Genomic DNA, 25,111 nt, shown 5'->3' on the forward strand with positions numbered 1-25,111 from the left:
AAATATATTCTCTAGACTATTTTATCCCCAAAAACGGATTTTATTTTTCCTTCCTAAAGTCACTATTAATCAAATTTGCATCCCAGATTACGAACTGATTTGATGTGAATCGATCTGGAGTAATTTTTTCAAAACTAACTATTTAATTAACCAAATTACCAATCAAATGACAAATTTTATTAGGATTAAAAAAAGTCCTAATGGCGTGTCTAAATTTAATTTGAAGAAGAAAATGATAATGCTCTGCGCGTTGTTTTCTTTATCTCAAATTGATGGCTACGCGATTAGTTCCACGACAGCACTGTCACAAAATGCGAAACTCCAAAAAAGCATTAAAGGGCAGGTAAATGATGAAAACGGCATGCCGATGCCGGGTGTTTCAGTTTTAGAAAAAGGAAGTAAAAATGCAACAACAACAGATTTTGACGGAAAATTTACTTTAAACTTAGGCAACGATAATGCAGTATTAGTCGTGTCTTATTTGGGCTACGTAACTACTGAAGTTGCTGTAAAAGGCCAAACTTCGATTACTATAAAAATGCAAAAAACGACCACTTCATTAGAAGAAGTTGTGGTTGTAGGTTATGGTAAAATGAAGAAAAAGGATTTAACGGGAGCAGTTGTTCAGGTAACGCCTGATAGGCTCGTAAACCAGAATCCGCAGACGGTTCAGGATATCTTAAGAGGAACTCCGGGTGTGCGTGTAGGATATGATCCTTCTGCAAAAGGAGGCGGAAACATACAGATTCGTGGGCAGACTTCTGTGTATACGGGTAGTTCAGACAAAAATCAAAAAACAGGAGGGCCACATAATTCGCCGCTTATTATTTTAGACGGAATGCAGTTTTACGGTGAGCTTTCAGAAATCAATCCTGATGATATCGCACAGCTTGATATTTTAAAAGATGCATCGGCAGCATCTGTTTACGGATCGAGAGCGGCAGCGGGAGTTATTTTGATTTCGACCAAAAAAGGTAAAACGGGCAAACCGATGATTAGTTTTACTACGAATACGACCATTAGCAATAAGAGCGCTTATCGCGGTGTGTATTCTCCTGAAGGATACTTAAAATATCGTGAAGATTGGGAAACTGCCCAAACTTATGGTGTGAATACAGCAACGGGACAATACGAAGCATTTATATCAGGAACAGTTGCTCCTAATAAGCCAGGGTATTTTTCAAACCCAAATGATTTAGGCAAATGGGGAATTACAGAAGCGCAATGGCTAGCGTATCAGCCTGCTGCACAAACGGTAGGAAAAAGTTCTAAAGAAGTTTGGGGAGCACGTTTAGGTTTGAATTTTGACCCTTCGCTAATGGCTAATTTCTTGGCAGATAAAACGCACGATTGGAGTGACAGTTCTTTTAGAACGGGAATTAATCATGACAATAACTTGAGTATTTCTGGTGCAAGCGACAAAGTAAATTATTATATGTCTTTTGGCTATTTAACTTCTGAAGGAGCTATTGTGGGTAATGATTATAAAGCGGCGCGTTCTAATATGAAAGTGGATGCAAAAATTACCGACTGGCTGGATTTTGGAGCCAATGTTAATTTTCAAGACCGTTCAGATGGAGATGTAACGCCTTCTTTAGGTACCAATGCGGGAGATAATAATATGATGAGAACCAGTCCGTTTGGAACTTTCATTGATGCAAATGGCAAATATGAAAGACAGCCGATGGGGAAAAATGTTTCTGGGCAGAATTACAACTATTACTACGAGCGCCAGTTTATTGAAAAAGAGACAGGATATACAACATTGAATACTATTTTCAATACAAAAATTACTTTGCCTTTGGGTATTACGTATACGTTTAATATTGCGCCTCGCTACCAGTTTTTTAATGATCGTTATTTTAGATCGACACAGAATCCGAACTGGCCTGCTGCGACCACTGGAGTAACTAGAAAAAATTCGAAAAGATTTGATTATAACTTGAATAATACCATAACATGGGATTATACCATTGCTGAAAAACATCACTTTATTGCCACTTTTGTTCAAGAAGCTGAAGAACGACAATATTGGTCAGATGAAATGGATGCCTTTAATATTCAGCCTTCAGATGCGTTAGGATTTCATCTTGTGAATACGGCAACAATGGCAAATAGCGCACTTCGATCAAATGACACGCATGAAACTGCAGACGCCTTAATGGCGAGACTTTTCTATTCGTTTGATAATCGTTATATGCTGACAGCGACTGTTCGTCGTGACGGATATTCAGCATTTGGAGCTTCAAATCCGTATGCAACTTTCCCTTCATTTGGTGTAGCGTGGAGCTTTAAAAACGAAAGCTGGTTCAATTGGGAGGCCATGTCTACAGGTAAATTGCGTTTGTCTTGGGGTAAAAACGGAAACAGGTCGCTTGAAGATCCGTACGTTTCTTTGGCAAACTTAGTAAATACGGGAACTATGGGATATTTAGATCCTTCTGGAAAAGCGCTTGAAATAAAGTATTTGTCGCTAGACCGAATGGCAAATCCAAATCTAGTATGGGAAAAAACTACCTCAACCAATATTGGTCTTGATTTAGGTTTCTTGCGCGATCGCATTACGGCTACTTTAGATCTTTATAGAGCCTCTACTAATGATATGATTATGAGTCAGTCTCTGCCTGGTTTTACTGGTTTTTCAGCCATTGCCACCAATCTGGGAGAGATTCAAAATCAGGGTGTTGAATTGAGTATCAATACGCTTAATTTTAAAAAGCCAAATTTTGAATGGCGTACTTCATTAGGAATTTCTTATAACGAAAATAAAATCATTTCGCTATATGGAAATATGGTTGATATTAAAGATCCTAGCGGAAATGTTATTGGAAAAAAAGAAGGAGATGATTCGGCTAACGGATGGTTTATAGGAAGACCAATTACTCAAATTTGGGATTATAAAATAACTGGAATCTGGCAAAAAGACGAATGGAAAGAGGCTCAAAAATACGGGCAGCGTCCTGGAGATCCAAAAGTAGCCAATAGCTACACAGCAGACGATTTAGATGCAGTGGACTCAGACGGGAATTCATATAAAAAAGCGGTTTATAATGAAAAAGACAAACAGTTTTTAGGAAACAGCAATTCTCCTGTACAGTGGTCGATGCGTAATGATTTTAAAATATTTAGAAATTGGGATTTAGGAATTAGCATGTATTCTAATGTGGGAGGAAAATCACTTAATTCCAACTACATGAATACGTTTAACGATGCCAGTTTATACAAATTCAACTTCAATCCTTATGTAAATCCATATTGGACATTGGACAACCCAACCAATAAATGGGCGCGTCTGGATGCAAAAGGCCCTGCTGGAACTCCAGTTGCACCAGGAAGATTGTACGACCGCAGTTTTGTTCGTTTAGACAACATTTCATTGGCCTATACGCTTCCTAAAGATCTTTTAGACCGATTGAATATTAAAACCATAAAAATTTATGCTTCGGTTCAGAACGTAACCACGTGGGCTGCTTCTAAAGAATGGAAATATTACGGAGATCCAGAAACAGGCGGATTGGCTACACGACAGTTTAATTTAGGTTTTAATTTCCAACTTTAAAAATTATTCAAAATGAAAAAATATATAAAAAATAAAATTTTAAGACTGGCACCTGTCGTAGCATTTGCTGCGCTGGCTAGTTCTTGCTCAAAAGATTTTCTCGAAGCAGACCCGCTTTCGTTTTACGAACCAGAAACAACCTTTTCTACTGAAGCTGGATTGCAGGCTACTTTGGCATTGTGCGATAAACAGCTGCGAAATAATTATATCCACTTTGGTTATTCTGGTGTAAGTGTGCCAATTGGTACAGAATATTTATTTTCTGATATGGCACAATATGGAAAAACAGATACCGGCAGTAATATTGCAGATTATGCGGCTAATATCGTTCCGACTGGAGATTTTAGAAGAGATGCAGGTGGTGAAGCGCTTTATCTTGGGTTTATGTGGACAGAAGCTTATACGGGAATTAAGAATGCTAATACGGTATTAACTTATATTGGTAATGTGACAAGTTTATCTCCAGAGGTTAAAAATAAATATATCGGTCAGGCCTATTTTCATAGATCGTACCGTTACCTGAATCTAGTATATCAATTCGGAAACATACCATTGATTACCAAAATTTTGGAGGTTCCAAAGCAGAGTTATTATTCTACTAAAAAAGAAGCCATTATCGAAATGATTACAGCAGATATGGAAAAAGCTGTGGAGTGGGTGCCAGAACAATCTAAAATTGGATATGTGGGTATGATTAGTAAAGGTGCGTGTCGTCAGCTTTTGATAAAATGTTACTTGGCATCTGGAAGATTTGCTGATGCAGAAGCGCAAGCTAACATTCTAATTAACCAATCAGGCTATTCTTTAGTACAAGGAAATTTAGGAATTTTTGATCCAGGAGGAAATCCGACAGCATGGCCAATAACTAGAAATGTAATCTGGGATTTGCACCGACCAGAAAATAAAGTAATTGCTAATAATACAGAAGCAATTTTGGTCGCGCCAAATGGAGGAGCGCAATCCTTTTTAGCCTTTTCTTCGATGCGAATTTTTGGGCCAAACTGGAACGATGCCAATTTAATTACGCCTGACGGTAAAACAGCAGCACCGCGTTTTCCATTGACAGATAAAACGAATTATAATGCAAAATATGATTATCAAAGAGCATTAGGACGTGGAATTGGTACAATCAGCGGTTCTTATTATTCACAACATCCTATGTGGAAAGTTAATGGTATTGAGGATAAGGTAGATCTTAGACACAATAGCACTGTTGGGAACTGGGTAAATATGGAAGATCTTAAATATGCTCCTGGAGCAGGCGGAAGCGCAACATGGGCAGGGCAAAATTTTAGAATGAAGGATGCAACTGGAAAACTATTAGCGCAAGATTCTATTCGCGATTGGTATGATTTTCCGCATTATAAAATCTATTATCATGATGTTGTGGCTGAAGGCAATCCAGCAGCAAACGATTTTCAGGGAGCTACTGCTGGAGCTAGTGCACACATGTACATCTATCGTTTGGCTGAGACTTATCTATTGCGTGCAGAAGCGCGTTTTTATCAAGGAAACGTTTCTGGAGCTGCTCAAGATGTGAATGTAGTAAGAACTAGAGCAAAAGCATCACAAATGTATACAACCGTAACGATTGGTGATATTTGTGCAGAAAGAGGAAGAGAGCTTTATATGGAAGAATGGAGAAACGTAGAATTAAAACGCATCTCGCACTGTTTGGCTTTAAGCGGAAAAGCAGATGAATGGGGAAATACGTATAGTAAAGACAATTGGGATAAGCAATCTGGGAAAGATGCCACAGGTGGAAGTTATTGGTGGCAGCGTATTGTGCATTATACGCTTTACAACAAATATCCAGCGGGTATTTCTTTAAAACCAGGCGTGAAGTTTTATACGATGGACAAACGTAATAATTACTGGCCAATTCCATTTAGGCTTGCTATAGAGCCAAATATTAAAGGACAATTAAGTCAGAACTTTGGCTATGACGGTTACGATGCAGGTGTCAAAATGTGGGACAAATGGCAAGATGCTGTTGAAGACGAAAGCAAAATTTAAAACCAGAATAAATTTAAAGCAAAAACGAGTTAATTAATATTAACTCGTTTTTTATATTTTACAATAAATCTATTCCAGATTATCAGCATCAGAAATCTGATCTAAAATATTGGTTTGATTTGGCGAAATGTAGTTTTTGCTTTCAATATTCTGCTCTTTCTTAAAAAGAAGATCAAGTGCATGATATAGTTTTAATAAAACATCTTTGTCTTCTTTTTTTATATCTAAAGCAGTATTAAAATTGAAAACATAATTATTCGAATTGCGCACTTCGACTTTTATCGTTTTAGATGTGATCTTAAATCTATAATATATGAAAATTATTTCCTAAGAGATTTAATTTTAATCAGGTCTCTGTTTAAAATAGCATTTTTTTTATGCTTAAGTTGTAATTTTTACTTAATTTTATCTGTTTCAATTCTTTATATTCGAAAATCTAGTTATTAAATATGGAATAAGGAAAAAACTAATTTAATTTGTTTTGAAAGATCTGGATTATCTTCGATTTCTCTTTCTTTGGACGTCTATGATATTAAATATTTTGGAAACATCGCGAAGATCAATATCAAAGTCTTCATAATATTCATTTAAAGAATGACAGGTTATAATTCCTTTATCTACATCATGATTGATAATTCGTTTTATGCAGATTCCGTTATATTTATCTACAATTACGAAATCCCACTTATTTATATGGAGTTTGCTTTTCCAATAATCATTCCGAACATTTCGACAGAGTAAGATATCTCTTTCCAAGTAACTTTCATGGGAGCCATCGTCCATGCTATCTCCCTTAACCTCAAAACACATGTATTGCCCTTTGTATTCTTTTTCGACTATAAATGGAATTCTGGGTAATTCTTCTAAAAATTCTGGGTCATTAAATCCATTTAAATATCCTGCATAGGCATATTGATTGACTAATGGAACATACATAACATTCGAAATTACGGTAGAGTATGCGGTGTTTGATCTTGTGTTTGAATTATAAGATTTTGTATTGTCATATGTTTTATTAGGATAACTAGTTATGTAATCTTCCAAAATTTTTAAAGTAGATTTTCTAGGGTTTTGAGAAGTTCCATTTAAGATTTTATTGATACCAACTTCAGTTAAAAGTGTGTTTTTAGCTATTTCATAAGCTGTTATGTTGTGTTCCTTAATAGTGTCAATTATTTCTTTTAATTTCATTTTAACTAGAATGGATATAAATTAATGACTATACAGTTTTGTTGCATAAAAAGTTTTGTTTATACATAATAAGTTATGTATATTTGTTTGGTAAAATAAGAATATGCAAATGTACTAAAAAGTTTGTTGAAATGTTGAGGTGGTTGATTATAGCAAATAAATAGTTTTCAGGCTATTGTGAATGCCTGAATAGTGGAATTTAAACTAAGCAAATCGCTTGTGAATGATAATTGCTGTGTGTTGTTGAGAACCAAGCAGTTGTTTTGTCTGAAAAAGAAATAATAATTAATAAATAAAAAATGAGAGAAAAAGAAATTACACGAAATGGTCTAGTGTCGCAGGCGGGTTCTATAACAGTTTTAGGGAACAATATTGTAATTCCAGATGTAGTTTGGATTATGGAAGGAAAATATTGTCAAACTTTTGAGGATACGGTTGTTAATGTGCCTTATTCATCAACTGGGTTTTCAAGAACAGATATTGTTGTTGGTAATGAAGAAAATCAAATAGTTAGGATTTCGGGAATTGAAGCTCTTGAAGTTTCTTCTGTTCCGCATGTCCCTGTTAATAGTGTTTTAATAGCAACAGTAACTGTTACAGATTCGATAATTTCAGATGTGTTACCCTCAGAAATTATTGGTGTAAATTGGGGCGATATAATGGGAGTTTTATCAGATCAGACTGATTTACATGTAGCTTTAGAGGGTAAGTCTGGTAAATATACTTATTATGTGGAAGATTACAGGGATTCGTCAGTTTATGAATCTATTTGGTTACAGGCATTAATTAATTTGGCACCTGAGAGCGCAACTTTTATTTTTAAAAATGATGTCGTTTATACTATAAATAATGAAATAATACCCAAAAAAGGTCAAGTATTTGTTGGAAATGGCGCTACCATTAGAAGGGATGACGAAAGTAAAACGTCTTTAAGTTCTGATGCTAGAGATACCTCAACAGCTATAGAAGTTTCTTCAGTGCCTGCTGATTGGAAAATTGGTGATAAGATTCATGTATTTGTGGGAGATTCATTTTCTCAGACTTCGCATGAAGCTGTTATTGCAGATATAACTGGGAATTTAATTGCGTTAAATGATGTTATAGGTGGATTTGTAAATAATTCTACAGGATCTGCCGTTTATCCTAGTGGTGCAGGAGTAAGAAAAATTTTTAAAATCTTATCTGGTGTGCAATATCCGTTGGCAATGCCGTATAAAGTTATAGGTTTTGTTTTTGATGGGAATAAAGCAAATAATGCCTCATCTCACTATTGGGCTTTTAATACTATGATACATAACTACGGATATGGAGGTGAGGTGTCCGGTTGCTGTTTTAAAGACGTTTCTAATGAAAATATCGTATGTTCAGGTATTAAAGTAATAAATAACTATGCGCAGGATTTAAATGGGTCTTTTGTGCATTTGTCCTCGCCACCAATTGATTTGGGTGAAAATATTCAAGGGACATTAATTCATGGAAATACGGCATTTAGAACTAATCAGATTGATCCGTTGAAAACAGATCATAGCTATTGTGTTATTGAAAACTCTTGGAATCCAGGGAAGTTAATTGTTTCGAGTAATTATTTTGAAGGAGTAAATAATGGTTCATGTGTCAATAATTTTTTCTATCCAAATTTGGAGCCTAATAATTTAACTGATGAAGTGTTATTGGAAGGAAATATTTTTAAAAATTACACACAGATATGTAGTTCTCTGTCGCCTCAGAATATTGCTCCTAAAAATCAAAAAAGCAGAGCCATTACAGGAAATATTTTTATTGATTGCGGTTTTAATGATTTTACGTTGCTAAAAGACGTGTCAATAAAATTTATAAATAATATTTATTCAGGGAATACGGTAGTTAGAAATAATTATCAAACATCTTCTGAGAATACAGCATTTCTTAACGGAATGAGTTCTAATAGTCCAATAAATACTTTTTCGTCTCATTTTGGTGGGCAAAATCAATCTAATGGAATTGCTTTTGGTACTAATAGCAGTAATCAGGCTATTATAGCGGGTTATAAAAGTGATTTTTCTGCAAATAATGATTTGCATTTTCAATTGAATGGGGGTAAAGATTGTTATTTTTACGGTAAAGGTTTTTTTACAGGAACAGTAAAAGTGCCGAATGCTGTGCTAAGTACTGAAGCTGTTAATAAAGGACAATTGGATGAGGTGACGAGACCTTACAAGGTTTATGTGGCATTATTAACTCAATCAGGAACTTCTGATCCTGCCGCTGTAGTTTTAGAAAATACAATAGGTGATATTTTGTTGACTAGAACTGATAAGGGGAGATATAGCGCAACCTTAGCTGGAGCTTTTGTTTCAGGGAAAACTTTCTCTATTGTGCAAATGGGGTCGGGAAAAGGATTTTTGCAATCTAATAGTGTAAATAGTAATGTTTTGTTTATTGAATCATACGATATAGGATTTACATATTCAGATGATGTATTGAATAATGCAAGATTAGAAATAAGAGTTTATAATTGAAAATAAAATTGACAATGCTGTAGATGTGTTAAAAGAAATCAAAAAAATCTTCAGCATTTTAGCGTTGATTTTTATCTTCTGTTTAAGTTGGACCAAGTTAAAATGTTGTTGGGAAAATATTAAAATTTTGAGATTGGGATTTGGTAACAGACGGAACCCATGTAACCCAGGAATTTACGTCTTTTTTAATGAAATCAATAGATTCTAGCTCAAATGATTGCAATGTCATAGCTTTGTTTTCTGGAGTTGGAGGTAAAAATCTGCAGGCTCAGTAAAGATTTTTCAAGTAATTTTAAAATTTGGGATCAAAAGAAACATGCAAAAAGTGGTTTGTTTTTCTTAAGACTATTGGCAAACGTTTATCAATAGACGAAACCCCCTCTTTCAGGAACCAAAGCAGAATCAGTTATAGATGTTATTGTTAAAATACCTTTTAAAACAGTGAGTTCAAGTTAAGGAAATTACCTTGGAAATGGCAGGAAACATGAATTTGATTGCTAAGGGATGTTTCCCAAACGCTGTAAGTGTTACCGATCGTTTTCATGTCCAGAAACTGAGAGCTTTATATGGAAGAATGGAGAAACGTAGAATTAAAACGCATCTCGCACTGTTTGGCTTTAAGCGGAAAAGCAGATGAATGGGGAAATACGTATAGTAAAGACAATTGGGATAAGCAATCTGGGAAAGATGCAACTGGAGGAAGTTATTGGTGGCAGCGTATTGTGCATTATACGCTTTACAATAAATATCCGGCTGGTATTTCTTTAAAACCAGGAGTGAAGTTTTATACGATGGACAAACGTAATAATTACTGGCCAATTCCATTTAGGCTTGCTATAGAGCCAAATATTAAAGGACAATTAAGTCAGAACTTTGGTTATGACGGTTACGATGCAGGTGTCAAAATGTGGGACAAATGGCAAGATGCTGTTGAAGACGAAAGCAAAATTTAAAATCAGAATAAATTTAAAGCAAAAACGAGTTAATTAATTTTAACTCGTTTTTTATATTTTACAATAAATCTATTCCAGATTATCAGCATCAGAAATCTGATCTAAAATATTGGTTTGATTTGGCGAAATGTAGTTTTTGTTTTCAATATTCTGCTCTTTCTTAAAAAGAAGATCGAGTGCATGATATAGTTTTAATAGAACATCTTTGTCTTCTTTTTTTATATCTAAAGCAGTATTAAAATTGAAAACATAATTGTTAGAATTGCGCACTTCGACTTTTATCGTTTTAGATGTGATCTTAAATTTGACTATATCCATGTTAAAAAATTATCGCTGCAAAATAACTATTTTAAATTGGTAGTTCCTGTATTTTTTTAAAGTAAATATGTCTTAAAGTGATATTATTATGCTGTAATATATAGGTGATATGTTTGATATTTGGCCCATAGTTAATCTAAGAAATATTAAAATATAGTATAACTGATAATTTTTGGCAGATGAAAGAGGTGGTTCATGGATTTGGAGTAGAAACAGAGTGGGTAGAAATTATGGCGAAAGCTTTGGGTGGCTTTGTAGAAAATAATCATATTATAGCAAGTCCCAAAATACATACTGGAATTCGATATGTATTGTCTGTTAATTCAGATATTACAGTAATGTTTACAGATGCAATCTATCATCAGGATGTACATTTTAAATTACAAAATTCTAAAGATGATTTTATTGGCATATATTTTAATTTTTCTGAAGGAGATTCTGCTCATATTTATAATGAAGTAGAACATTATATGGGACAACAAAAATATAATTTGGCAATTGTAGATTCGAATGTTGATCTTGAATACATGATTAAGTCTGGAACTAAAACCTATAATTTTTGTATTTTCATAAAAAAAGCATTCTATAAAAATTCTTTTTTGAGTTCGTACCGATTAAAGAATATTTCTGATTATGAAGAAAATATGGCGGTGAATTATCGCTTAATGAGTTATAACAGTTTTCAAATTATTGAAGAATTTAGAAAAAAAGAGATTTCTTCTGTATGTTTCGATTTATTTCTCAGAGCTACCGTATTTAATTTGTTAGCAGATCATTTTGATGAACTTCAAAAATCAAATTCTGCTAATCTTACATTAAATACTAATGATCTTGCTTTTATCAGTATGACTCAGGATTTTCTTTTAAGCAAACTTCAGGATTCTTTTCCGGGCATAAAAGTTCTTGCGGTAAATGCGTGTATGTCGGAAACAAAATTCAAAACCTTGTATAAAAAAACTACAGGGCTTACGCCTTACGAATTTTATTTAAACAATAAATTAGAACTCACGCGAGATTTTCTGGTAGCAGGAAAATGCAGTATTGCAGAAATTGCAGATCAATTAAAATTCTCTACAGCTTCCAATTTAACCCGTTTATTTAAAAACTACTTCGGTGTTTTGCCTAAAGATTATGCAGCTCAGATCTAACGAAAAAAGAATCCAATTTTCTCATACTGTAACAATGGATACAGGGTGGAGGCAAGACTTTGTAGATAGTCTTGGAGCCAGACTTGTCTATCCAAATTTACTGGTGTTTCCTGAAAGCATAGCGAGCGGATTTTCTTATTTGGCAGAAATAATGCCCGGATTAATGGTGGTACTTAATGATTTTATTTTTAATGTTGAAATAGAGTTTACCAAAATTCCTTCTGCTGATGATTTCTGTATTGTCTATTACGACATAAGCGATGAAATCAGTATTCATGAAGTTAATAACAATAAAAACAAAGTTGGCTATCACTCAAAATTAGGACTTGGAGTTGTAGACGCTTCATTAAAAAGTGTATATATTCCTCCAATTTCAGAACGGATGTATTCTTTTCGTTTACTGATTTGCAAAAAGACGCTCAAAAAACATTTGGGCTCTAAAATGCCTGAATTAATTATTGAAGAAAATTGTGCGCAAAAAAGCACGATTTATTTTTATAGTCATATTGACAGCCATACAAGAGTATTGTTGTTGAAGCTAAGAGAATGTAATTATGATGATGTTTCTTTTGAACTTTCTTTAAAAGCTGTTGCATTGCAAGCTTTTGGCAATCTTGTGGAGAGGCTTGATGAAAATAATTTTTTAAGAAATGAATTATCAGAGGCCGATATACAGCGTATAAAAGATACTCAAGTCTATCTGATGGAACAGTTATTGGAAAAATTTCCTGGAACAGATGTACTGGTTCGCATTGCGGGTATGTCAGCATCAAAATACATTAAATTATTTGGAAAAGTATTTAAATGCAGTCCAAAAGCTTTTTTTCTGCAGGAAAAATTTTTGCTGGCAAGAGAATTGTTAAGAAGCGGAAAGTTTAATACGATATATGAAGTTGCCCATGAAATTGGGTATTCAAATTCAGATTTTTTCTCAGCTACTTATAAAAAACGATTTAAAGTACTTCCTCATAAAGATTTTGTTTCCAGTAATCGTAGTGTTTCTTAGCGCTCTAAATTAAAATTGAAACATCTTTTTAAATCTAATTTAAACACATAAGTGTTTGTTTTTTAATATGTTATGTGTTGAAAAGTGAGCATTTTTAAATTCGGGGCTTTTTTTTGTTTACCTTAGATTGAAATAAGAAAAGTTGCACAAATAATACAAAGTGATTTTTGATCCTCTAGTTTACCATGAATAGCGATATAGCTCTTTGTGATCATAAATGCAATTAATAAATCGATGGCTTAAAATGAATTAGAGTAATAAATTTAATAACAAATAAAAACTTAGAAATTATGATTACAGATGAAAAAGAATTAGAGTTTTTGTATCTATCTCCAGATGAAGAGGATGATGGATTTGATGGATTAGAAAATGAAGATGAAGATCTTCCGAGAATATTTGAAGAATAATATTGAAAGTAAAAATGGAGTAATAATTTAATAACTAATAAAAACTTAGAAATTATGATTGCAGATGAAAGAGAATTAGGGTTTTGGTATTTGTCCCCAGATGAGGATGAAGAAATACGCAGAGAAGAAATTGTTGAAGAGCAAGAAATTATTAATGAGAAAGACAAAAGATGATTTTTTAAGGAATCAGCTTAATTTGAATGAGAAAACTTTCATCTGGTTATATTCCAGTTGAAAGTTTTTTTTTATTTAGGAGTTTTATAGCTGTGTATTAATTGATTATTTCAAAGCATATTTAGAGATTTTATTAATGTATTGTTAAAGTATGTCCTAAGATGCTATTTATATATAATTCTGCAAGGTTCTGTTTTTTAGTCATATTCTATCATTGTAAAATAATTATAATTAATTAAACATTACAAATAATGAGACTAAAATTAAATGGAATCTTAGTGCTATTTTTAGTACTTGTCTCGCAAATTACATTTGCGCAAAAAAGAGCAGTTTCAGGTGTTGTTTCAGACAATGCCGGAATGCCTTTGCCCGGAGTTAGTGTCCTGATTCGAGGAACGCAAACTGGAACACAAACTGATTTTGATGGAAAATACAAAATTAGTGCATCTTCAGATCAGGTTTTGGTATTTAGCTATATCGGAATGAAAACTCAGGAAGTACCTGCGAGCTCTTCGGTACTTAATGTAAATTTAAAAGATGATTCAGTTGAATTAGAAGGTGTTGTAGTAACAACAGCTTTGGGGCTTAAGAGAGAGAAAAAGTCTTTAGGATATGCTTCTCAGCAACTTTCAGGAAGTGATTTAGTTAAAGGTGGAGCTGGAAATCAAAATGTTGCTAATCTATTGTCTGGTAAAGCTGCGGGAGTTGAGGTTTCAAGAAATACTAACTTTGGAGGTTCTACAAATGTTGTTATTCGTGGTAACAAATCTCTAACAGGTAATAACCAAGCTCTTTGGGTTATTGATGGAGTTCCTGTAGATAACTCTAATACCAATACTACAAGCCAGTCAACAGGTAGAGGTGGTTATGATTATGGTAATAATACTTCAGATATTAATCAGGAAGATATAGAAAGCATTAATATTCTTAAAGGTGCAGCTGCAACAGCTTTATATGGTTCGAGAGCTGCAAATGGAGTTGTAATGGTTACTACTAAAAAAGGAAAAAAAGGAGATGATAAAAAATTAGGTATCACTTTCTCAAGCGGATTGACAGTTGGAACAATTGACAAATCTACATTTCCAGAATATCAAAATAAATATGGTGCAGGTTACGGAATTGGGTCTTCTTTCCTAGATCCTACTAGTCCAATCCCAACAGTTGATACTTCAAATGATGCTTCGTATGGAGATGCCTTTACAGGACAGCCTGTTTACCAATGGGATTCGTTTACACCATATTCAAAAAATTACGGACAAGCTACTGCATGGAGTGCTTCTAAAAACGGACCTATAACTTTTTTCAATACTGCTTTGACAAAGACAAATAGTATATCTATTGAAAAATCGACTGAGAGATCTAGTCTTTCTATGTCTTACGTTAATTTGAATCAAACAGGGATTTTACCTAATAGTGAATTAAAAAAGAATCAGATTAGTGCTAGATTTAATCAAAAAATTACCGATAAATTAACTGCAAACGCGTATGCTGCAGTAACACTGCAAAATACTGTAGGTAGAAACTCTACAGGATATGGCGACAATTTAATGGGAGCTTTTAGACAATGGTGGCAGACTAATGTTGACGTAAAAGAATTAGAAAATGTTTATTTTGCTTCGGGAGGACAAAATATTTCATGGAATATGGCTAATCCAACAACGCCTAGCGGACAAGTGCCTGCTTATTGGGATAATCCTTATTTTAACCGTTATCAAAATTATTCTTCAGATAACAGAACACGTTTATTTAGCTACGCTTCTCTTAACTACGAAATTACTTCTTGGTTAAATGCTTTAGGAAGAGTCTCTTTAGATACTTATAAAGAACTTCAAGAAGAAAGAAGAGCGGTGGGGTCTATCGCTTCAGGATTTGGACTGTCTCCTGTTAGTGAAACATCAGGTTATCAGAGATACGATATTAATTTTCAGGAAATCAATTACGATTTCATGTTAAACTTCAATAAAAAAATTGGAGAAGATATCAGTTTAAATGGAGTTGCAGGGGTAAACTCAAGAAGAAATAAACGTGATAATGTATTAGCATCTACAATTGGAGGTTTGGTTACTCCAGGATTATACGCTTTATCAAATTCTAGATATGAACTTCCATTTCCTGTAGAAAATAAAGCAGCTTGGGGAGTTGATGGTCTTTATGCTCAAGCTTCTGTTGGGTATTTGGATACTTATTTTGTTGATGCTTCTGTAAGAAGAGATGTTTCTTCGACATTGCCAAGCGGTAACAATGCTTATACATATCCAGCAATTTCAGGATCGTTTTTGTTTTCTAATGTAGCAAAAGCAGACTGGTTAAATTTAGGGAAGTTTAGACTTAACTATGCTGAAGTAGGAAATGATGCAGACCCTTTAAGTTTGGTAAATACATATACAAGAAGCTCAAACTTTAACGGAGAACCAATTTATACCTTACCGAATACCAATAAAAATGCTAATCTTAAGCCAGAAAGAACAAAATCTTTTGAAGTTGGTTTAGAAACAAGTATGCTAAACAGACGTTTAGGTTTAGATGTTACCTATTATAAAACCAATACGGTAGACCAAATTGTATCTACAGCAGTGTCTTCAGGATCAGGATTTACAAATGCATGGGTTAACGGTGGGAATATCGAAAACAGAGGTTTAGAAGTTCAGCTTACAGGAACTCCTGTTAAAACAGAAAACTTCAGTTGGGATGTAACTGTAAACTGGTCTAACAACAGAAGTAAAGTTGTGGCTTTACCAGAAGGAGTAGACAATTTGCAAATTGCTTCTTTTCAAGGTGGGGTAAGTATTAATGCAACCCCAGGTGAAGCATACGGAGCTATAAAAGGAACTGATTTTGTATACACAAACGGTCAGCCAACTATAGATCCAGCAACTGGTAAATATTTAATATCAGGAACTTCAGATAATACTATTGGCAACATTACGCCAGATTGGATTGGTGGTGTTAGAAATAAATTAGCGTATAAAAATTTAAGTTTTAGTTTTTTAATTGACACCCAAAAAGGTGGAGATATATTTTCATTAGACATGTATTACGGTCTTGCTACTGGTTTGTATAAAGAAACTGCGGCTGGAAATATCAGAGAAAATGGTATCGTAAATCCAGGTGTTGCTCCAGATGGTACGCCCAATACAACGCCAACTGTAGGAGGTGTTTACTCTAACAATTACGGATATTTAGCACAGCCTGCTAAAGCTTTCGTTTATGATGCTTCTTATGTAAAATTAAGAGAAGTTTCTATATCGTATAATTTTCCTAAAAGTATGCTAAAAGGAACATTTGTTAATGCTGCTACCTTAAGTTTATTAGGATCTAATCTATGGATAATCAGTAAAAATCTACCTTATGCTGATCCTGAAAGTGGATTAGGATCAGGAAACAGATCAAGAGGTTATTCTGTTGGTTCATTGCCTACAACAAGAGATATAGGATTCAATTTAACACTTAAATTTTAATAAAAAGAGATTATGAAAAGAGCAATTTATTTTTTAGGTATGTTAGCAGTGTTTAATTCTTGCAGTGATTTAACAGACTTAAATGTTGATGATAAAAATCCGATAATAGTACCTGCGGCTTCTTTGTTTACCAGTGCAGAAAAAGGAATCGCAACACAAATGGTAAACTCTAATGTGAATAAAAACATTTTTAGATTAGTGAATCAGCAATGGACTGAAACTACTTACATTGATGAATCTGTTTATCAATGGACAACAAGAAAAATTTCAGACAACCACTGGAATGCTTTTTATTCTGGAACAACAACCAATGACGGTTCGTTAAGTGATTTAATACAAGCAAAAAAAATCATTGAAGCAGAAGAAATTTCAAGTTCAGATCCTGAGTTTGTTGCTAAGACGAATATTAGAAAAAATAAACTGGCGATGATTGATATTCTGCTTGTTTATTCGTATCAAATTCTTGTAGATACTTTTGGAGACATTCCTTATTCTGAATCATTGCAAGGATCAGGTAATTATTTGCCTAAATATGATAAAGCGGTAGATATTTATAAAGATTTGATCGTACGTATTGATAATAATATTGCAAATATTGACACCTCTTATCCAGGATTTGATGTAGCCGATGTTATCTATCAAGGAGAACTAGAGCAATGGGTGAAATTTGCTAACAGTATTAAAATAAAATTAGCGATTAACCTTAAAGCATCGGGTTTGGAAGATTCAATTGCCGATGCCGCTATCATTTCAGCATCAACTAATGCATTTTCTTCAAACGCAGATAATGCAAAGATATCTTTTGAAAAAAGCGTTCCAAATACAAATCCTATTTATGTAGATTTAGTATTTTCTGGAAGACATGATTTTATACCAGCAGCACCATTTGTTGATGCTTTGGTTGCTAAAAATGATCCTAGAACAAAAGTTTATTTTGCTCAAAATCTAAAAGATGAAGATGGAAATCCAGCGCCATATATTGGAGGTGTAATTGGAGTAAGAAATTCTTTTGGAAGATTTACTCACGTAGGAGATAAAATCCAAGAGCCAGATTTTAAAGGAACTTTATTGGATTATGCTGAAGTGGAATTTTTATTAGCGGAAGCGTCTGAAAGAGGAATTGCTATTGGTGGAACTCCTAGTGAGCATTACACAAATGCAATAACTGCTTCAATGGAAGATTGGGGAATTGCAAGTGGAGACATCGCAGCTTATTTAGCGCAGCCAGCGGTTGCTTATTCTACTGCAACTGGAACTTGGCAACAAAAAATTGGAGAACAGGCTTGGTACGCTTTATTTAATAGAGGATTCGAGGGATGGACATCTACTAGAAGATTAAATTTCCCTGCACTAACTCCGCCTTCAAACGCTGATGCTGCGGCAGAAGGAGAAATCCCATCAAGAATGGCATATCCTATTAATGAGCAGACTTTAAATGCTACTAATTACAACGCAGCTGCAGCTTCAATAGGAGGTGATAAATTAAAAACTAAATTATTTTGGGATATCAATTAAGGTCTGAATTTGACTGGTATAAAATATCTCATATTCTCCTTTTAGCATTTTTAACTATTTTGAATTAGTACCCTATATAGTATGGATTGTGCCAATAAAAAGGGAGATAAAATTAAGGGTGTAGTTTGTCTACACCCTTAATTATTTTAAATTGTTATGTGTTTTGTTCCATTTGTATATCAGAAGTTACAAAACAATTCTTTTTAATAATTTACTATGTTAGGACTAATTAATTTCATTCTTGAAAAACGGCTTAGCTTGCCTATATCCGTCATATTATCTTCTTTGGAGAATTAAATATTACTCTTTGCCAATAACTTTAATTCGGGTCACGGTAAGATTCCCATATTTTTCAATATCTTCTTTAGACCATTCATATTCCTTTCCTTTCGGTCTTTCGTCAAAATTCCAATCTAAAGGTCCTTCTACATATACAAATAATCCAATTGTTGTTCCGTCATAAGGTTTTTTTATAAGTTCATCTATAGTTATGAAACGGAAAGAAAAATAGGAAGGATAATCTACTGTTCCCATTACCAATTTTATTTCAGGCTTTATTTCATTCAATAAATCTTTTAAAGGCTTATTGATAAACTGTTGCTCATTGGTTTTTAATTTATAAGAATCAGCTGGTATTTGAACCATTTGCTGTGCTTTGCAGCCTATACTGATGAACATCGTGAGTAATGTTATAATTGTGATTACCTTTTTCATTTATGCTAAAGCTTTATAGTTCTTGTTTTAAAATTTTACTTTGTAAGAAAGATTAAATATATTGATTTTCTAATATTTGAAAATCAATTTAAAAAAAGAAGAAGGTAAAGTTGTGTTTTTAAGAGCTTCTAAAGATTTTATTTTGATTGCGTTTTTATGTTCTTGATCGGAATTTTAAAGTTAATACAAATAAAAAAACCTTAAACATTTCTGTTTAAGGGTTTTACTTTTCTAGTAGCGAGGACGGGAGTTGGAACCCGTGTCCGCCGTGGCGGATAAGAATCCTGCTTATAATGAGGAGATAAGGTTTTTAATATATTCTCTTCCGACTCCGCTTTTTAAATATTTTTCTTTTTTCATGGCTTCCGACTTAGAGTTGAAAAACTCTACATAAATGACTGTCCATGGTCTAAATTTTATAGTATATCCTTTTTTTGCAAGCTGATTATGAGATTTAAAGCGTTCAATTAGACTAGAGGTGAATCCTGTATAGTTCTTGTTGAATTTTTCAGAATATAAAATGTATACTACAAACTCTTCCATATTTATTAGATTTTAAGCAAAAAAAAACACCACTTTAGAAAAAGTGGTGTTTTTACCTTGTAGCGAGGACGGGAGTTGAACCCGTGACCTCAGGGTTATGAATCCTGCGCTCTAACCAACTGAGCTACCTCGCCTGGACTGCTATCATGAATTCCTGATTGCGGGTGCAAAGATATAAATAATATTAAAGCATACAAGCATAAAATGAAGAAAAAAAAATATTTTTAAAAATGCTTTGTTTTTGGACATATATTCTTATATTTCGAAAAAAATTAAAGTAGCACATGGATTCAAAAATACGTTACGAAATCGAGTTTCCGATCAATTCTTCGCCACAATTATTGTATCAATATATATCAACGCCGTCAGGTTTACAAGAATGGTTTGCTGACAATGTTAATTCAAGAGGTGAGTTTTTTACATTCATCTGGAATGACTCACAAGAAAAAGCACGTCTAGCTTCAAAAAAATCTGGCGAAAAAGTAAAATTTAAATGGGTTGACGAAAGCAGTAAAGATACTGAGTACTTTTTTGAACTTCATATTTTAGTAGACGAACTGACGAAAGACGTTTCGCTTATGGTAGTCGATTTTGCTGATAAGGAAGAAATAGGCGAGGCTAAACAATTGTGGGAGAATCAAATATCAGACCTAAAACATCTTATTGGATCTGTTTAGAAAAGTCTTTAAATATACCGTATATTTGCCCTGAACAAAATTCAGGGTTTTTTTATGATTAATTTTAACGGAAACATAGCGCAGGAAGAAATTATTTTAACTCAAAATCGCGCTTTTTTATATGGAGATGGTATTTTTGAAACAGTAAAAATTAGTAACGGAAAAATCTTGTTTCTTGAGGATCATTATTTTAGACTAATGGCATCTATGCGAGTAGTGCGAATGATGATTCCGATGAATTTTACAATGGAATATTTTGAAGAGCAGATTCTTAATTTGGTGAAAGAACAAGGAATTGAATCTTCGGCAAGAGCAAGAATTACCGTTTTTAGAAATGATGGCGGTTTATATCTTCCACAAACTAATGATATTTCATTTTTAATTAAAGCAACTCCGCTTGAAAACACTTCTTACAGCATAAATCTAAGCGAATACGAAGTGGATTTGTATAAAGACTTCTACGTTACAAAACAATTATTATCGTCTCTTAAAACGACTAATAAGATGATTCATATTACAGGAAGTATTTATGCGCACGAAAATGTTCTAGCCAACTGTATTTTGCTAAACGACAGTAAGAATGTTGTAGAAGCGCTTCAGGGAAATATTTTTATGGTAATGGGCAAAAAGCTTATTACACCTCCAGTTTCAGAAGGTGCTTTAAACGGAATTATGCGTAAGCAAATTTTAGCGATGGCTAAAAAAGTTGAAGGCATAGAAGTAGTAGAAGAAATAATATCGCCTTTTGACCTTCAAAAAGCTGACGAATTATTTCTGACTAATGTAATCATGGGAATACAGCCGATAACTAAATATCGAAAAAAGGAGTTTACAACAAATTTGGCGCATTTATTAGTGCAGAAACTAAATGAATCCATTTCTGAAAATTAATTCAGATATGGATTTTCGGGTGCATTAGACCAAATAAGATAATCACCACCAAGCTCAATAATCTGCTCTTTCCAAAAATGGGTAGTAGATTTTCCGATAATTTTATTTTTATAATTATTATCGGCAATAATCCAAGAGTTTCCTTGCATCTCATTCTCAAGCTGATTTTCTTCCCAACCAGTGTATCCTAAGAAAAAACGAATGTTATTTTTACTAATAGATCCGTTGTTTATTAGGTCTTTGGTGGACTCAAAATCGCCTCCCCAATAAATTCCATTTGAAATCTCCACACTATTTGGGATTAACTCAGGAATATTGTGAATAAAATAAAGGTTGTCTTGTTCTACAGGGCCTCCGTTATATATCTTAAAGTTAGCATCAATCTCAGGTATTAAGTCATTAATAGTATATTTTAATGGCTTATTGATAATAAAACCTATTGATCCTTCTTTGTTATGGTCTGCTAATAAAATTACCGATCTGTTAAATGATAAATCTCCAATTATTGAAGGCTCGGCAATAAGCAGGTGTCCTTTTTTTAATTTTTCTGAAATCATACGGTTACAATTTTTATTAAATTTAATCATAAAAAAATTAAAATCACAAAAAAAATCGATAAACCGTATAAAAAAACCTTCCATGAGGAAGGTTTTAATTATATTATAAGTTTAGAGAACTTTCTTACTTAGTTCACTGCACCTTCTAATTCAGCTCCAGCTTTGAATTTTACAACGTTTTTAGCTGCGATTTTGATTGTTTTTCCTGTTTGAGGGTTTCTACCGTCTCTAGCAGCTCTAGAAGAAACTGACCATGATCCAAAACCTACTAATGAAACTCTTCCACCTTTTTTCAAAGTAGTTCCTACATTACCTAAAAAAGACTCTAAAGCTAATTTTGCCGCAGCTTTTGTAATTCCTGCATCAGCAGCGATAGCATCGATTAATTCTGATTTGTTCATAATAATTAGTTATTAATTGTTGGTTAAAAAAAATTGTTAATACACAAATTTAGTAGGAAATCCGTTGCGTGCAAGTGTTTTCTTTATTTTTAGCAAAAATTGTTGATAACTTGCTTTTTTTGTTCATAAACGGTGTTGTTTATCGATAAAAAACAGGTACAAACCCTTGTTTTACTGACCTTAATACACTTTTGCAACGTCAGAAAAACTTACTCCATTTAATAATTCAGAAGCAAGCATTCTCTTTTTTCCTGGAAATTGTAGACTTAATAACTGAATAAAGCCGTCTTTTATTGCAATCTTGATTTCTTTTTTATTGCTAATTAGCTTTCCAATCTCATAAGAGTGTGATTCTGAGATCAGTTTTGCTTCATAAATTTTGATGTTTAATTCTTCATTTTGGTCTTTCAAAAAGCACCAAGAAGCTGGATACGGACTTAAACCTCGAATAAGATTATTGATTTCTGCGCCAGATTTTGTCCAGTCAATTTTACAATTTTCTTTATTTAGTTTGTAAGCCGTTTTAATATCGTCGTTATCTTCCTGAATTGTCGTAGTAACATTTCCGCTTTCAATAACCTTCAAAGTTTCAATTACAGTTTCGCTTCCTAAATGCATCAATCGATCGTGCAGTTGCCCTGCAGTCTCTTCTGGTTCGATATTGATTTCAGAATTTAAAATCATAGCTCCAGTATCAATTTTATCATCAATAAAGAAAGTAGTAACTCCTGTTTTGGTTTCTCCATTAATAATAGCCCAGTTAATAGGAGCGGCGCCACGGTAATTTGGCAATAATGAAGCATGAAGATTAAAAGTTCCTAATGAAGGCATTTCCCAAACCACTTTTGGCAACATTCTAAAAGCAACAACAATTTGTAAATTGGCATTTAAAGCTTTTAATTCAGCTAAAAAACCTTCGTCTTTTAAATTGGTTGGCTGTAATAAAGTAAGATTGTTTGCCAAAGCATATTCTTTTACTGCCGAATATTTTATTTTTTGTCCGCGTCCAGCCGGTTTGTCTGCAGCTGTAATTACGCCGACAACTTCGTAGTTATTTTTAATAATGGTGTCCAAAATGCCAACAGCAAATTCTGGCGTTCCCATAAATATAATTCTCAATTTCTCCATTATGATTTTAAAGTGTATTTATTATTCGCTTGTATAATGATATGATTGTTTTCGAGTAATTCCTGAAGAACCGATAAAATATCTTTGGTGTCCATTTTTATCTGGTTTTCAATTTCTCTCGAAGTCAGTGAAGCGGTTTTGAGTAAAGATAAAATCTTATCTGCAATCGAATCGGCTTCGGTAATTTTTCCTTTTAGAGTAATGCAGTACGAACAAATGCCGCAGTTTTCTTTTGTCTCTTCTCCAAAATAATCCAAAACCAATCTGTTTTTGCAGGTTTTGTTGTCTTTTATATAATGTAAAACAGATAAAAGCTGTTCTTTTTTAACTTCATTTTGTTTTTCTAAATATTTCGAAACCCTATTTATAGTAAGATCATCTTCACGAATTTCATTAAATAATATAGTGGAGTCGTTATTTTTAGACTTGTATTCTATAATTTCTTTTTCTTTCAGTTTTTCCAAAAGAGCAATAATTTGTTCTTCTGTACGATTTGATTTTTTTGCAAGCAAAGCTAAATTAAGATTGGCTTTTACATCATAAATACCAGGATAAGTTCTCAAAATAGCCAGCAAAATTTCTTCGTCGTTCGGATTCAGGCTCATGTATCGAATCACTTCTTTCGATTCTATCAAAAATTGAACGCTGATTTTTTCTGAGAATTCCTGAGACATGGTAATGATTCCCTGCTGATTCAAAAACTGCAAAGCATTGTATGTTTTCAAAGTCGGAAAGTCGTATTTATTGCAAAAGTGATTCAATTTAAATGAAAAAGTTTCATCCATACCTTCTCCATAAGCAATTTGAAAGTAATTGCACAGCTTAACATACATTGTTTTTAGAAACTTCTTATCGGGAAGAATATTCAAAAATTGCTGTTCTGTCTGAATTGCATCTGAATTATTATAAAGTAACACCGAAAACGCTTTGGCGCCATTTCGTCCCGCTCGTCCAGATTCCTGATAATAATTTTCTAAATTTTCTGGAAGCTGTGTATGAATAACCGTTTTTACATTGTCTTTGTCAATTCCCATTCCGAAGGCATTCGTAGCGACAATAACTTGTGTCTGTTCGGACATCCAGAGCTGCATATTTTTGTCTTTTTCTTTGGTCGAAAGTCCGCCATGATAATAGGTTGATGTAAAACCTAACGATTGTAATTGCGAAGACATGTTCAAACACGCTTTTCGATTTCGTACATATAGTATAGAAGGCTGTGGGTTTTTTTTCAAGATTTGCTCCACACGATACAGTTTATCCTCCACTTCAAAAACCATGTAAGCAATATTTTTTCGCTCAAACGACTGCTGAAAGTGATTCGGATTTTTTAATTCCAACTGCGTTCTAATATCTTCAATAACTCTCGGAGTTGCCGTTGCCGTTAAAGCCAAAAACGGAATTTTTGGAAAAAACTTTTTCAGTTCCGAAATTTTGAGATACGCAGGTCTAAAATCGTGACCCCATTGCGAAACGCAGTGTGCTTCGTCGACAGCAATTAAATTGATGGGTAAGTTTTTGATACGCTCTAAAATCCAGTCAGACTGTAATCGTTCTGGAGAGAGATATAAGAATTTGTAATTTCCGTACTGGCAGTTGTCCAATAAATCGATAATTTCTTCGGTATGAATTCCTCCAGTAAGAGCAATGGCTTTGATATCTCTTTTCTGAAGATTCATCACCTGATCTTTCATCAGAGCAATTAAAGGAGAAATGACTAAACAAATGCCTTCTTGCATCATCGCGGGGACCTGAAAGCAAATCGATTTTCCGCCACCCGTAGGAAGTACGGCAAAAGTATCCTGCCCATCCAGAACAGAATCGATAATTTCTTTTTGCAACGGTCTAAAACTGTCGTGTTTCCAGTATTTTAGAAGAATATCCTGCGCTCCGAGCATTGCGTTTGTTTTAAAGTTAAAAATTTAGAAAAACAGTTTCTAGTTTTGCAACTTTAAACCAT

At 33.6% G+C, this 25,111-nt stretch carries 20 protein-coding genes and 1 tRNA gene; 11 read left to right on the forward strand and 10 right to left on the reverse strand.

All coding sequences use genetic code 11. From position 1 onward, the window contains the following. Positions 1–166 precede the first annotated feature (166 nt). Together AC3E9W_RS12895 and AC3E9W_RS12900 are read left to right on the forward strand one after the other, a co-directional pair. Entirely contained in the window at positions 167–3,559 is a 3,393-nt protein-coding gene (locus AC3E9W_RS12895) for a SusC/RagA family TonB-linked outer membrane protein (protein ID WP_488768671.1), read from the forward strand. Between the two features lie 12 nt (positions 3,560–3,571). Next, positions 3,572–5,575, forward strand: coding sequence for a RagB/SusD family nutrient uptake outer membrane protein (locus AC3E9W_RS12900; RefSeq protein WP_488768673.1), 2,004 nt, complete (start codon positions 3,572–3,574; stop codon positions 5,573–5,575). 69 nt (positions 5,576–5,644) lie between these two features. Here AC3E9W_RS12900 and AC3E9W_RS12905 read toward each other — a convergent pair whose 3' ends face one another. After that, positions 5,645–5,845: a hypothetical protein gene (locus AC3E9W_RS12905; protein ID WP_488768674.1), complete on the reverse strand. Its 201-nt coding sequence runs from the start codon at positions 5,843–5,845 to the stop codon at positions 5,645–5,647. Between the two features lie 225 nt (positions 5,846–6,070). Beyond that, positions 6,071–6,766, reverse strand: coding sequence for a LexA family transcriptional regulator (locus AC3E9W_RS12910; protein WP_488768675.1), 696 nt, complete (start codon positions 6,764–6,766; stop codon positions 6,071–6,073). A gap of 299 nt (positions 6,767–7,065) precedes the next feature. On the opposite strand from AC3E9W_RS12910, the gene AC3E9W_RS12915 reads away from it, so the two are divergent. The 3 genes from AC3E9W_RS12915 to AC3E9W_RS12925 all read left to right on the forward strand — a co-directional run bounded on the left by AC3E9W_RS12915 (position 7,066) and on the right by AC3E9W_RS12925 (position 10,217). Continuing rightward, positions 7,066–9,264 (forward strand): hypothetical protein, encoded by a 2,199-nt coding sequence (locus AC3E9W_RS12915; protein WP_488768676.1) that lies wholly within the window; start codon positions 7,066–7,068, stop codon positions 9,262–9,264. A 484-nt stretch (positions 9,265–9,748) separates the two neighbouring features. Beyond that, complete coding sequence (locus AC3E9W_RS12920) at positions 9,749–9,901, forward strand: hypothetical protein (RefSeq protein WP_488768769.1); 153 nt, start codon at positions 9,749–9,751, stop codon at positions 9,899–9,901. Further along, positions 9,831–10,217: a hypothetical protein gene (locus tag AC3E9W_RS12925; protein ID WP_488768677.1), complete on the forward strand. Its 387-nt coding sequence runs from the start codon at positions 9,831–9,833 to the stop codon at positions 10,215–10,217. The genes AC3E9W_RS12920 and AC3E9W_RS12925 overlap by 71 nt, the downstream gene beginning before the upstream one ends. 69 nt (positions 10,218–10,286) lie before the next feature. Here AC3E9W_RS12925 and AC3E9W_RS12930 read toward each other — a convergent pair whose 3' ends face one another. Then, complete coding sequence (locus tag AC3E9W_RS12930; protein ID WP_306159103.1) at positions 10,287–10,535, reverse strand: hypothetical protein; 249 nt, start codon at positions 10,533–10,535, stop codon at positions 10,287–10,289. 179 nt (positions 10,536–10,714) lie between these two features. Here AC3E9W_RS12930 and AC3E9W_RS12935 point away from each other — a divergent pair, with 179 nt between their 5' ends. The 4 genes from AC3E9W_RS12935 to AC3E9W_RS12950 all read left to right on the forward strand — a co-directional run bounded on the left by AC3E9W_RS12935 (position 10,715) and on the right by AC3E9W_RS12950 (position 18,243). Beyond that, a complete protein-coding gene (locus AC3E9W_RS12935; RefSeq protein WP_488768679.1) occupies positions 10,715–11,683 on the forward strand; it encodes a helix-turn-helix domain-containing protein in 969 nt (322 codons plus the stop codon). Positions 11,684–11,717: 34 nt separating this feature from the next. Beyond that, positions 11,718–12,689, forward strand: a complete 972-nt coding sequence (locus AC3E9W_RS12940; RefSeq protein ID WP_488768681.1) for a helix-turn-helix domain-containing protein — start codon at positions 11,718–11,720, stop codon at positions 12,687–12,689. An 832-nt stretch (positions 12,690–13,521) separates the two neighbouring features. Continuing rightward, positions 13,522–16,728: a SusC/RagA family TonB-linked outer membrane protein gene (locus AC3E9W_RS12945; protein WP_488768683.1), complete on the forward strand. Its 3,207-nt coding sequence runs from the start codon at positions 13,522–13,524 to the stop codon at positions 16,726–16,728. A gap of 12 nt (positions 16,729–16,740) precedes the next feature. Beyond that, positions 16,741–18,243: a SusD/RagB family nutrient-binding outer membrane lipoprotein gene (locus AC3E9W_RS12950; protein ID WP_488768685.1), complete on the forward strand. Its 1,503-nt coding sequence runs from the start codon at positions 16,741–16,743 to the stop codon at positions 18,241–18,243. Between the two features lie 300 nt (positions 18,244–18,543). Here the strand turns inward: AC3E9W_RS12950 and AC3E9W_RS12955 are convergent, their stop codons facing one another. The 3 genes from AC3E9W_RS12955 to AC3E9W_RS12965 all read right to left on the reverse strand — a co-directional run bounded on the left by AC3E9W_RS12955 (position 18,544) and on the right by AC3E9W_RS12965 (position 19,634). After that, entirely contained in the window at positions 18,544–18,957 is a 414-nt protein-coding gene (locus AC3E9W_RS12955) for a hypothetical protein (protein ID WP_488768687.1), read from the reverse strand. 288 nt (positions 18,958–19,245) lie between these two features. Next, complete coding sequence (locus AC3E9W_RS12960; protein ID WP_488768688.1) at positions 19,246–19,500, reverse strand: GIY-YIG nuclease family protein; 255 nt, start codon at positions 19,498–19,500, stop codon at positions 19,246–19,248. A 60-nt stretch (positions 19,501–19,560) separates the two neighbouring features. Next, a tRNA-Met gene (locus AC3E9W_RS12965) sits at positions 19,561–19,634 on the reverse strand. 150 nt (positions 19,635–19,784) lie between these two features. On the opposite strand from AC3E9W_RS12965, the gene AC3E9W_RS12970 reads away from it, so the two are divergent. Together AC3E9W_RS12970 and AC3E9W_RS12975 are read left to right on the forward strand one after the other, a co-directional pair. Beyond that, entirely contained in the window at positions 19,785–20,177 is a 393-nt protein-coding gene (locus AC3E9W_RS12970; RefSeq protein ID WP_125722604.1) for an START-like domain-containing protein, read from the forward strand. 54 nt (positions 20,178–20,231) lie between these two features. After that, on the forward strand, positions 20,232–21,068 hold the full coding sequence (locus tag AC3E9W_RS12975) for an aminotransferase class IV (protein ID WP_488768689.1): 837 nt from the start codon (positions 20,232–20,234) through the stop codon (positions 21,066–21,068). Here AC3E9W_RS12975 and AC3E9W_RS12980 read toward each other — a convergent pair. The 4 genes from AC3E9W_RS12980 to AC3E9W_RS12995 all read right to left on the reverse strand — a co-directional run bounded on the left by AC3E9W_RS12980 (position 21,065) and on the right by AC3E9W_RS12995 (position 25,049). Further along, positions 21,065–21,625 (reverse strand): YqgE/AlgH family protein, encoded by a 561-nt coding sequence (locus tag AC3E9W_RS12980; protein WP_008464759.1) that lies wholly within the window; start codon positions 21,623–21,625, stop codon positions 21,065–21,067. The two genes, AC3E9W_RS12975 and AC3E9W_RS12980, sit on opposite strands and share 4 nt — an antisense overlap. Before the next feature lie 128 nt (positions 21,626–21,753). After that, the gene (locus tag AC3E9W_RS12985; protein WP_008464760.1) at positions 21,754–22,026 is read right to left on the reverse strand and encodes an HU family DNA-binding protein; all 273 of its coding nucleotides are present in this window, start codon (positions 22,024–22,026) and stop codon (positions 21,754–21,756) included. Between the two features lie 180 nt (positions 22,027–22,206). Beyond that, positions 22,207–23,154, reverse strand: a complete 948-nt coding sequence (fmt, locus tag AC3E9W_RS12990; RefSeq protein WP_488768690.1) for a methionyl-tRNA formyltransferase — start codon at positions 23,152–23,154, stop codon at positions 22,207–22,209. Continuing rightward, positions 23,154–25,049 carry a RecQ family ATP-dependent DNA helicase gene (locus tag AC3E9W_RS12995; protein ID WP_488768691.1) on the reverse strand — a complete coding sequence of 632 codons (1,896 nt, stop codon included), beginning with the start codon at positions 25,047–25,049 and terminating at the stop codon, positions 23,154–23,156. The genes fmt and AC3E9W_RS12995 overlap by 1 nt, the downstream gene beginning before the upstream one ends. Positions 25,050–25,111 lie beyond the last annotated feature (62 nt).

This window comes from Flavobacterium sp. 38 (assembly GCF_057799715.1).

Excerpts from the sequence above, each read along its gene's own strand:
- AC3E9W_RS12895 (WP_488768671.1), top strand. The coding sequence starts at position 167 with ATGACAAATTTTATTAGGATTAAAAAAAGTCCTAATGGCGTGTCTAAA.
- AC3E9W_RS12900 (WP_488768673.1), top strand. The coding sequence starts at position 3,572 with ATGAAAAAATATATAAAAAATAAAATTTTAAGACTGGCACCTGTCGTA.
- AC3E9W_RS12910 (WP_488768675.1), bottom strand. The coding sequence starts at position 6,766 with ATGAAATTAAAAGAAATAATTGACACTATTAAGGAACACAACATAACA.
- AC3E9W_RS12915 (WP_488768676.1), top strand. The coding sequence starts at position 7,066 with ATGAGAGAAAAAGAAATTACACGAAATGGTCTAGTGTCGCAGGCGGGT.
- AC3E9W_RS12920 (WP_488768769.1), top strand. The coding sequence starts at position 9,749 with ATGAATTTGATTGCTAAGGGATGTTTCCCAAACGCTGTAAGTGTTACC.
- AC3E9W_RS12925 (WP_488768677.1), top strand. The coding sequence starts at position 9,831 with ATGGAAGAATGGAGAAACGTAGAATTAAAACGCATCTCGCACTGTTTG.
- AC3E9W_RS12930 (WP_306159103.1), bottom strand. The coding sequence starts at position 10,535 with ATGGATATAGTCAAATTTAAGATCACATCTAAAACGATAAAAGTCGAA.
- AC3E9W_RS12935 (WP_488768679.1), top strand. The coding sequence starts at position 10,715 with ATGAAAGAGGTGGTTCATGGATTTGGAGTAGAAACAGAGTGGGTAGAA.
- AC3E9W_RS12940 (WP_488768681.1), top strand. The coding sequence starts at position 11,718 with ATGGATACAGGGTGGAGGCAAGACTTTGTAGATAGTCTTGGAGCCAGA.
- AC3E9W_RS12945 (WP_488768683.1), top strand. The coding sequence starts at position 13,522 with ATGAGACTAAAATTAAATGGAATCTTAGTGCTATTTTTAGTACTTGTC.
- AC3E9W_RS12950 (WP_488768685.1), top strand. The coding sequence starts at position 16,741 with ATGAAAAGAGCAATTTATTTTTTAGGTATGTTAGCAGTGTTTAATTCT.
- AC3E9W_RS12955 (WP_488768687.1), bottom strand. The coding sequence starts at position 18,957 with ATGAAAAAGGTAATCACAATTATAACATTACTCACGATGTTCATCAGT.
- AC3E9W_RS12960 (WP_488768688.1), bottom strand. The coding sequence starts at position 19,500 with ATGGAAGAGTTTGTAGTATACATTTTATATTCTGAAAAATTCAACAAG.
- AC3E9W_RS12970 (WP_125722604.1), top strand. The coding sequence starts at position 19,785 with ATGGATTCAAAAATACGTTACGAAATCGAGTTTCCGATCAATTCTTCG.
- AC3E9W_RS12975 (WP_488768689.1), top strand. The coding sequence starts at position 20,232 with ATGATTAATTTTAACGGAAACATAGCGCAGGAAGAAATTATTTTAACT.
- AC3E9W_RS12980 (WP_008464759.1), bottom strand. The coding sequence starts at position 21,625 with ATGATTTCAGAAAAATTAAAAAAAGGACACCTGCTTATTGCCGAGCCT.
- AC3E9W_RS12985 (WP_008464760.1), bottom strand. The coding sequence starts at position 22,026 with ATGAACAAATCAGAATTAATCGATGCTATCGCTGCTGATGCAGGAATT.
- fmt (WP_488768690.1), bottom strand. The coding sequence starts at position 23,154 with ATGGAGAAATTGAGAATTATATTTATGGGAACGCCAGAATTTGCTGTT.
- AC3E9W_RS12995 (WP_488768691.1), bottom strand. The coding sequence starts at position 25,049 with ATGCTCGGAGCGCAGGATATTCTTCTAAAATACTGGAAACACGACAGT.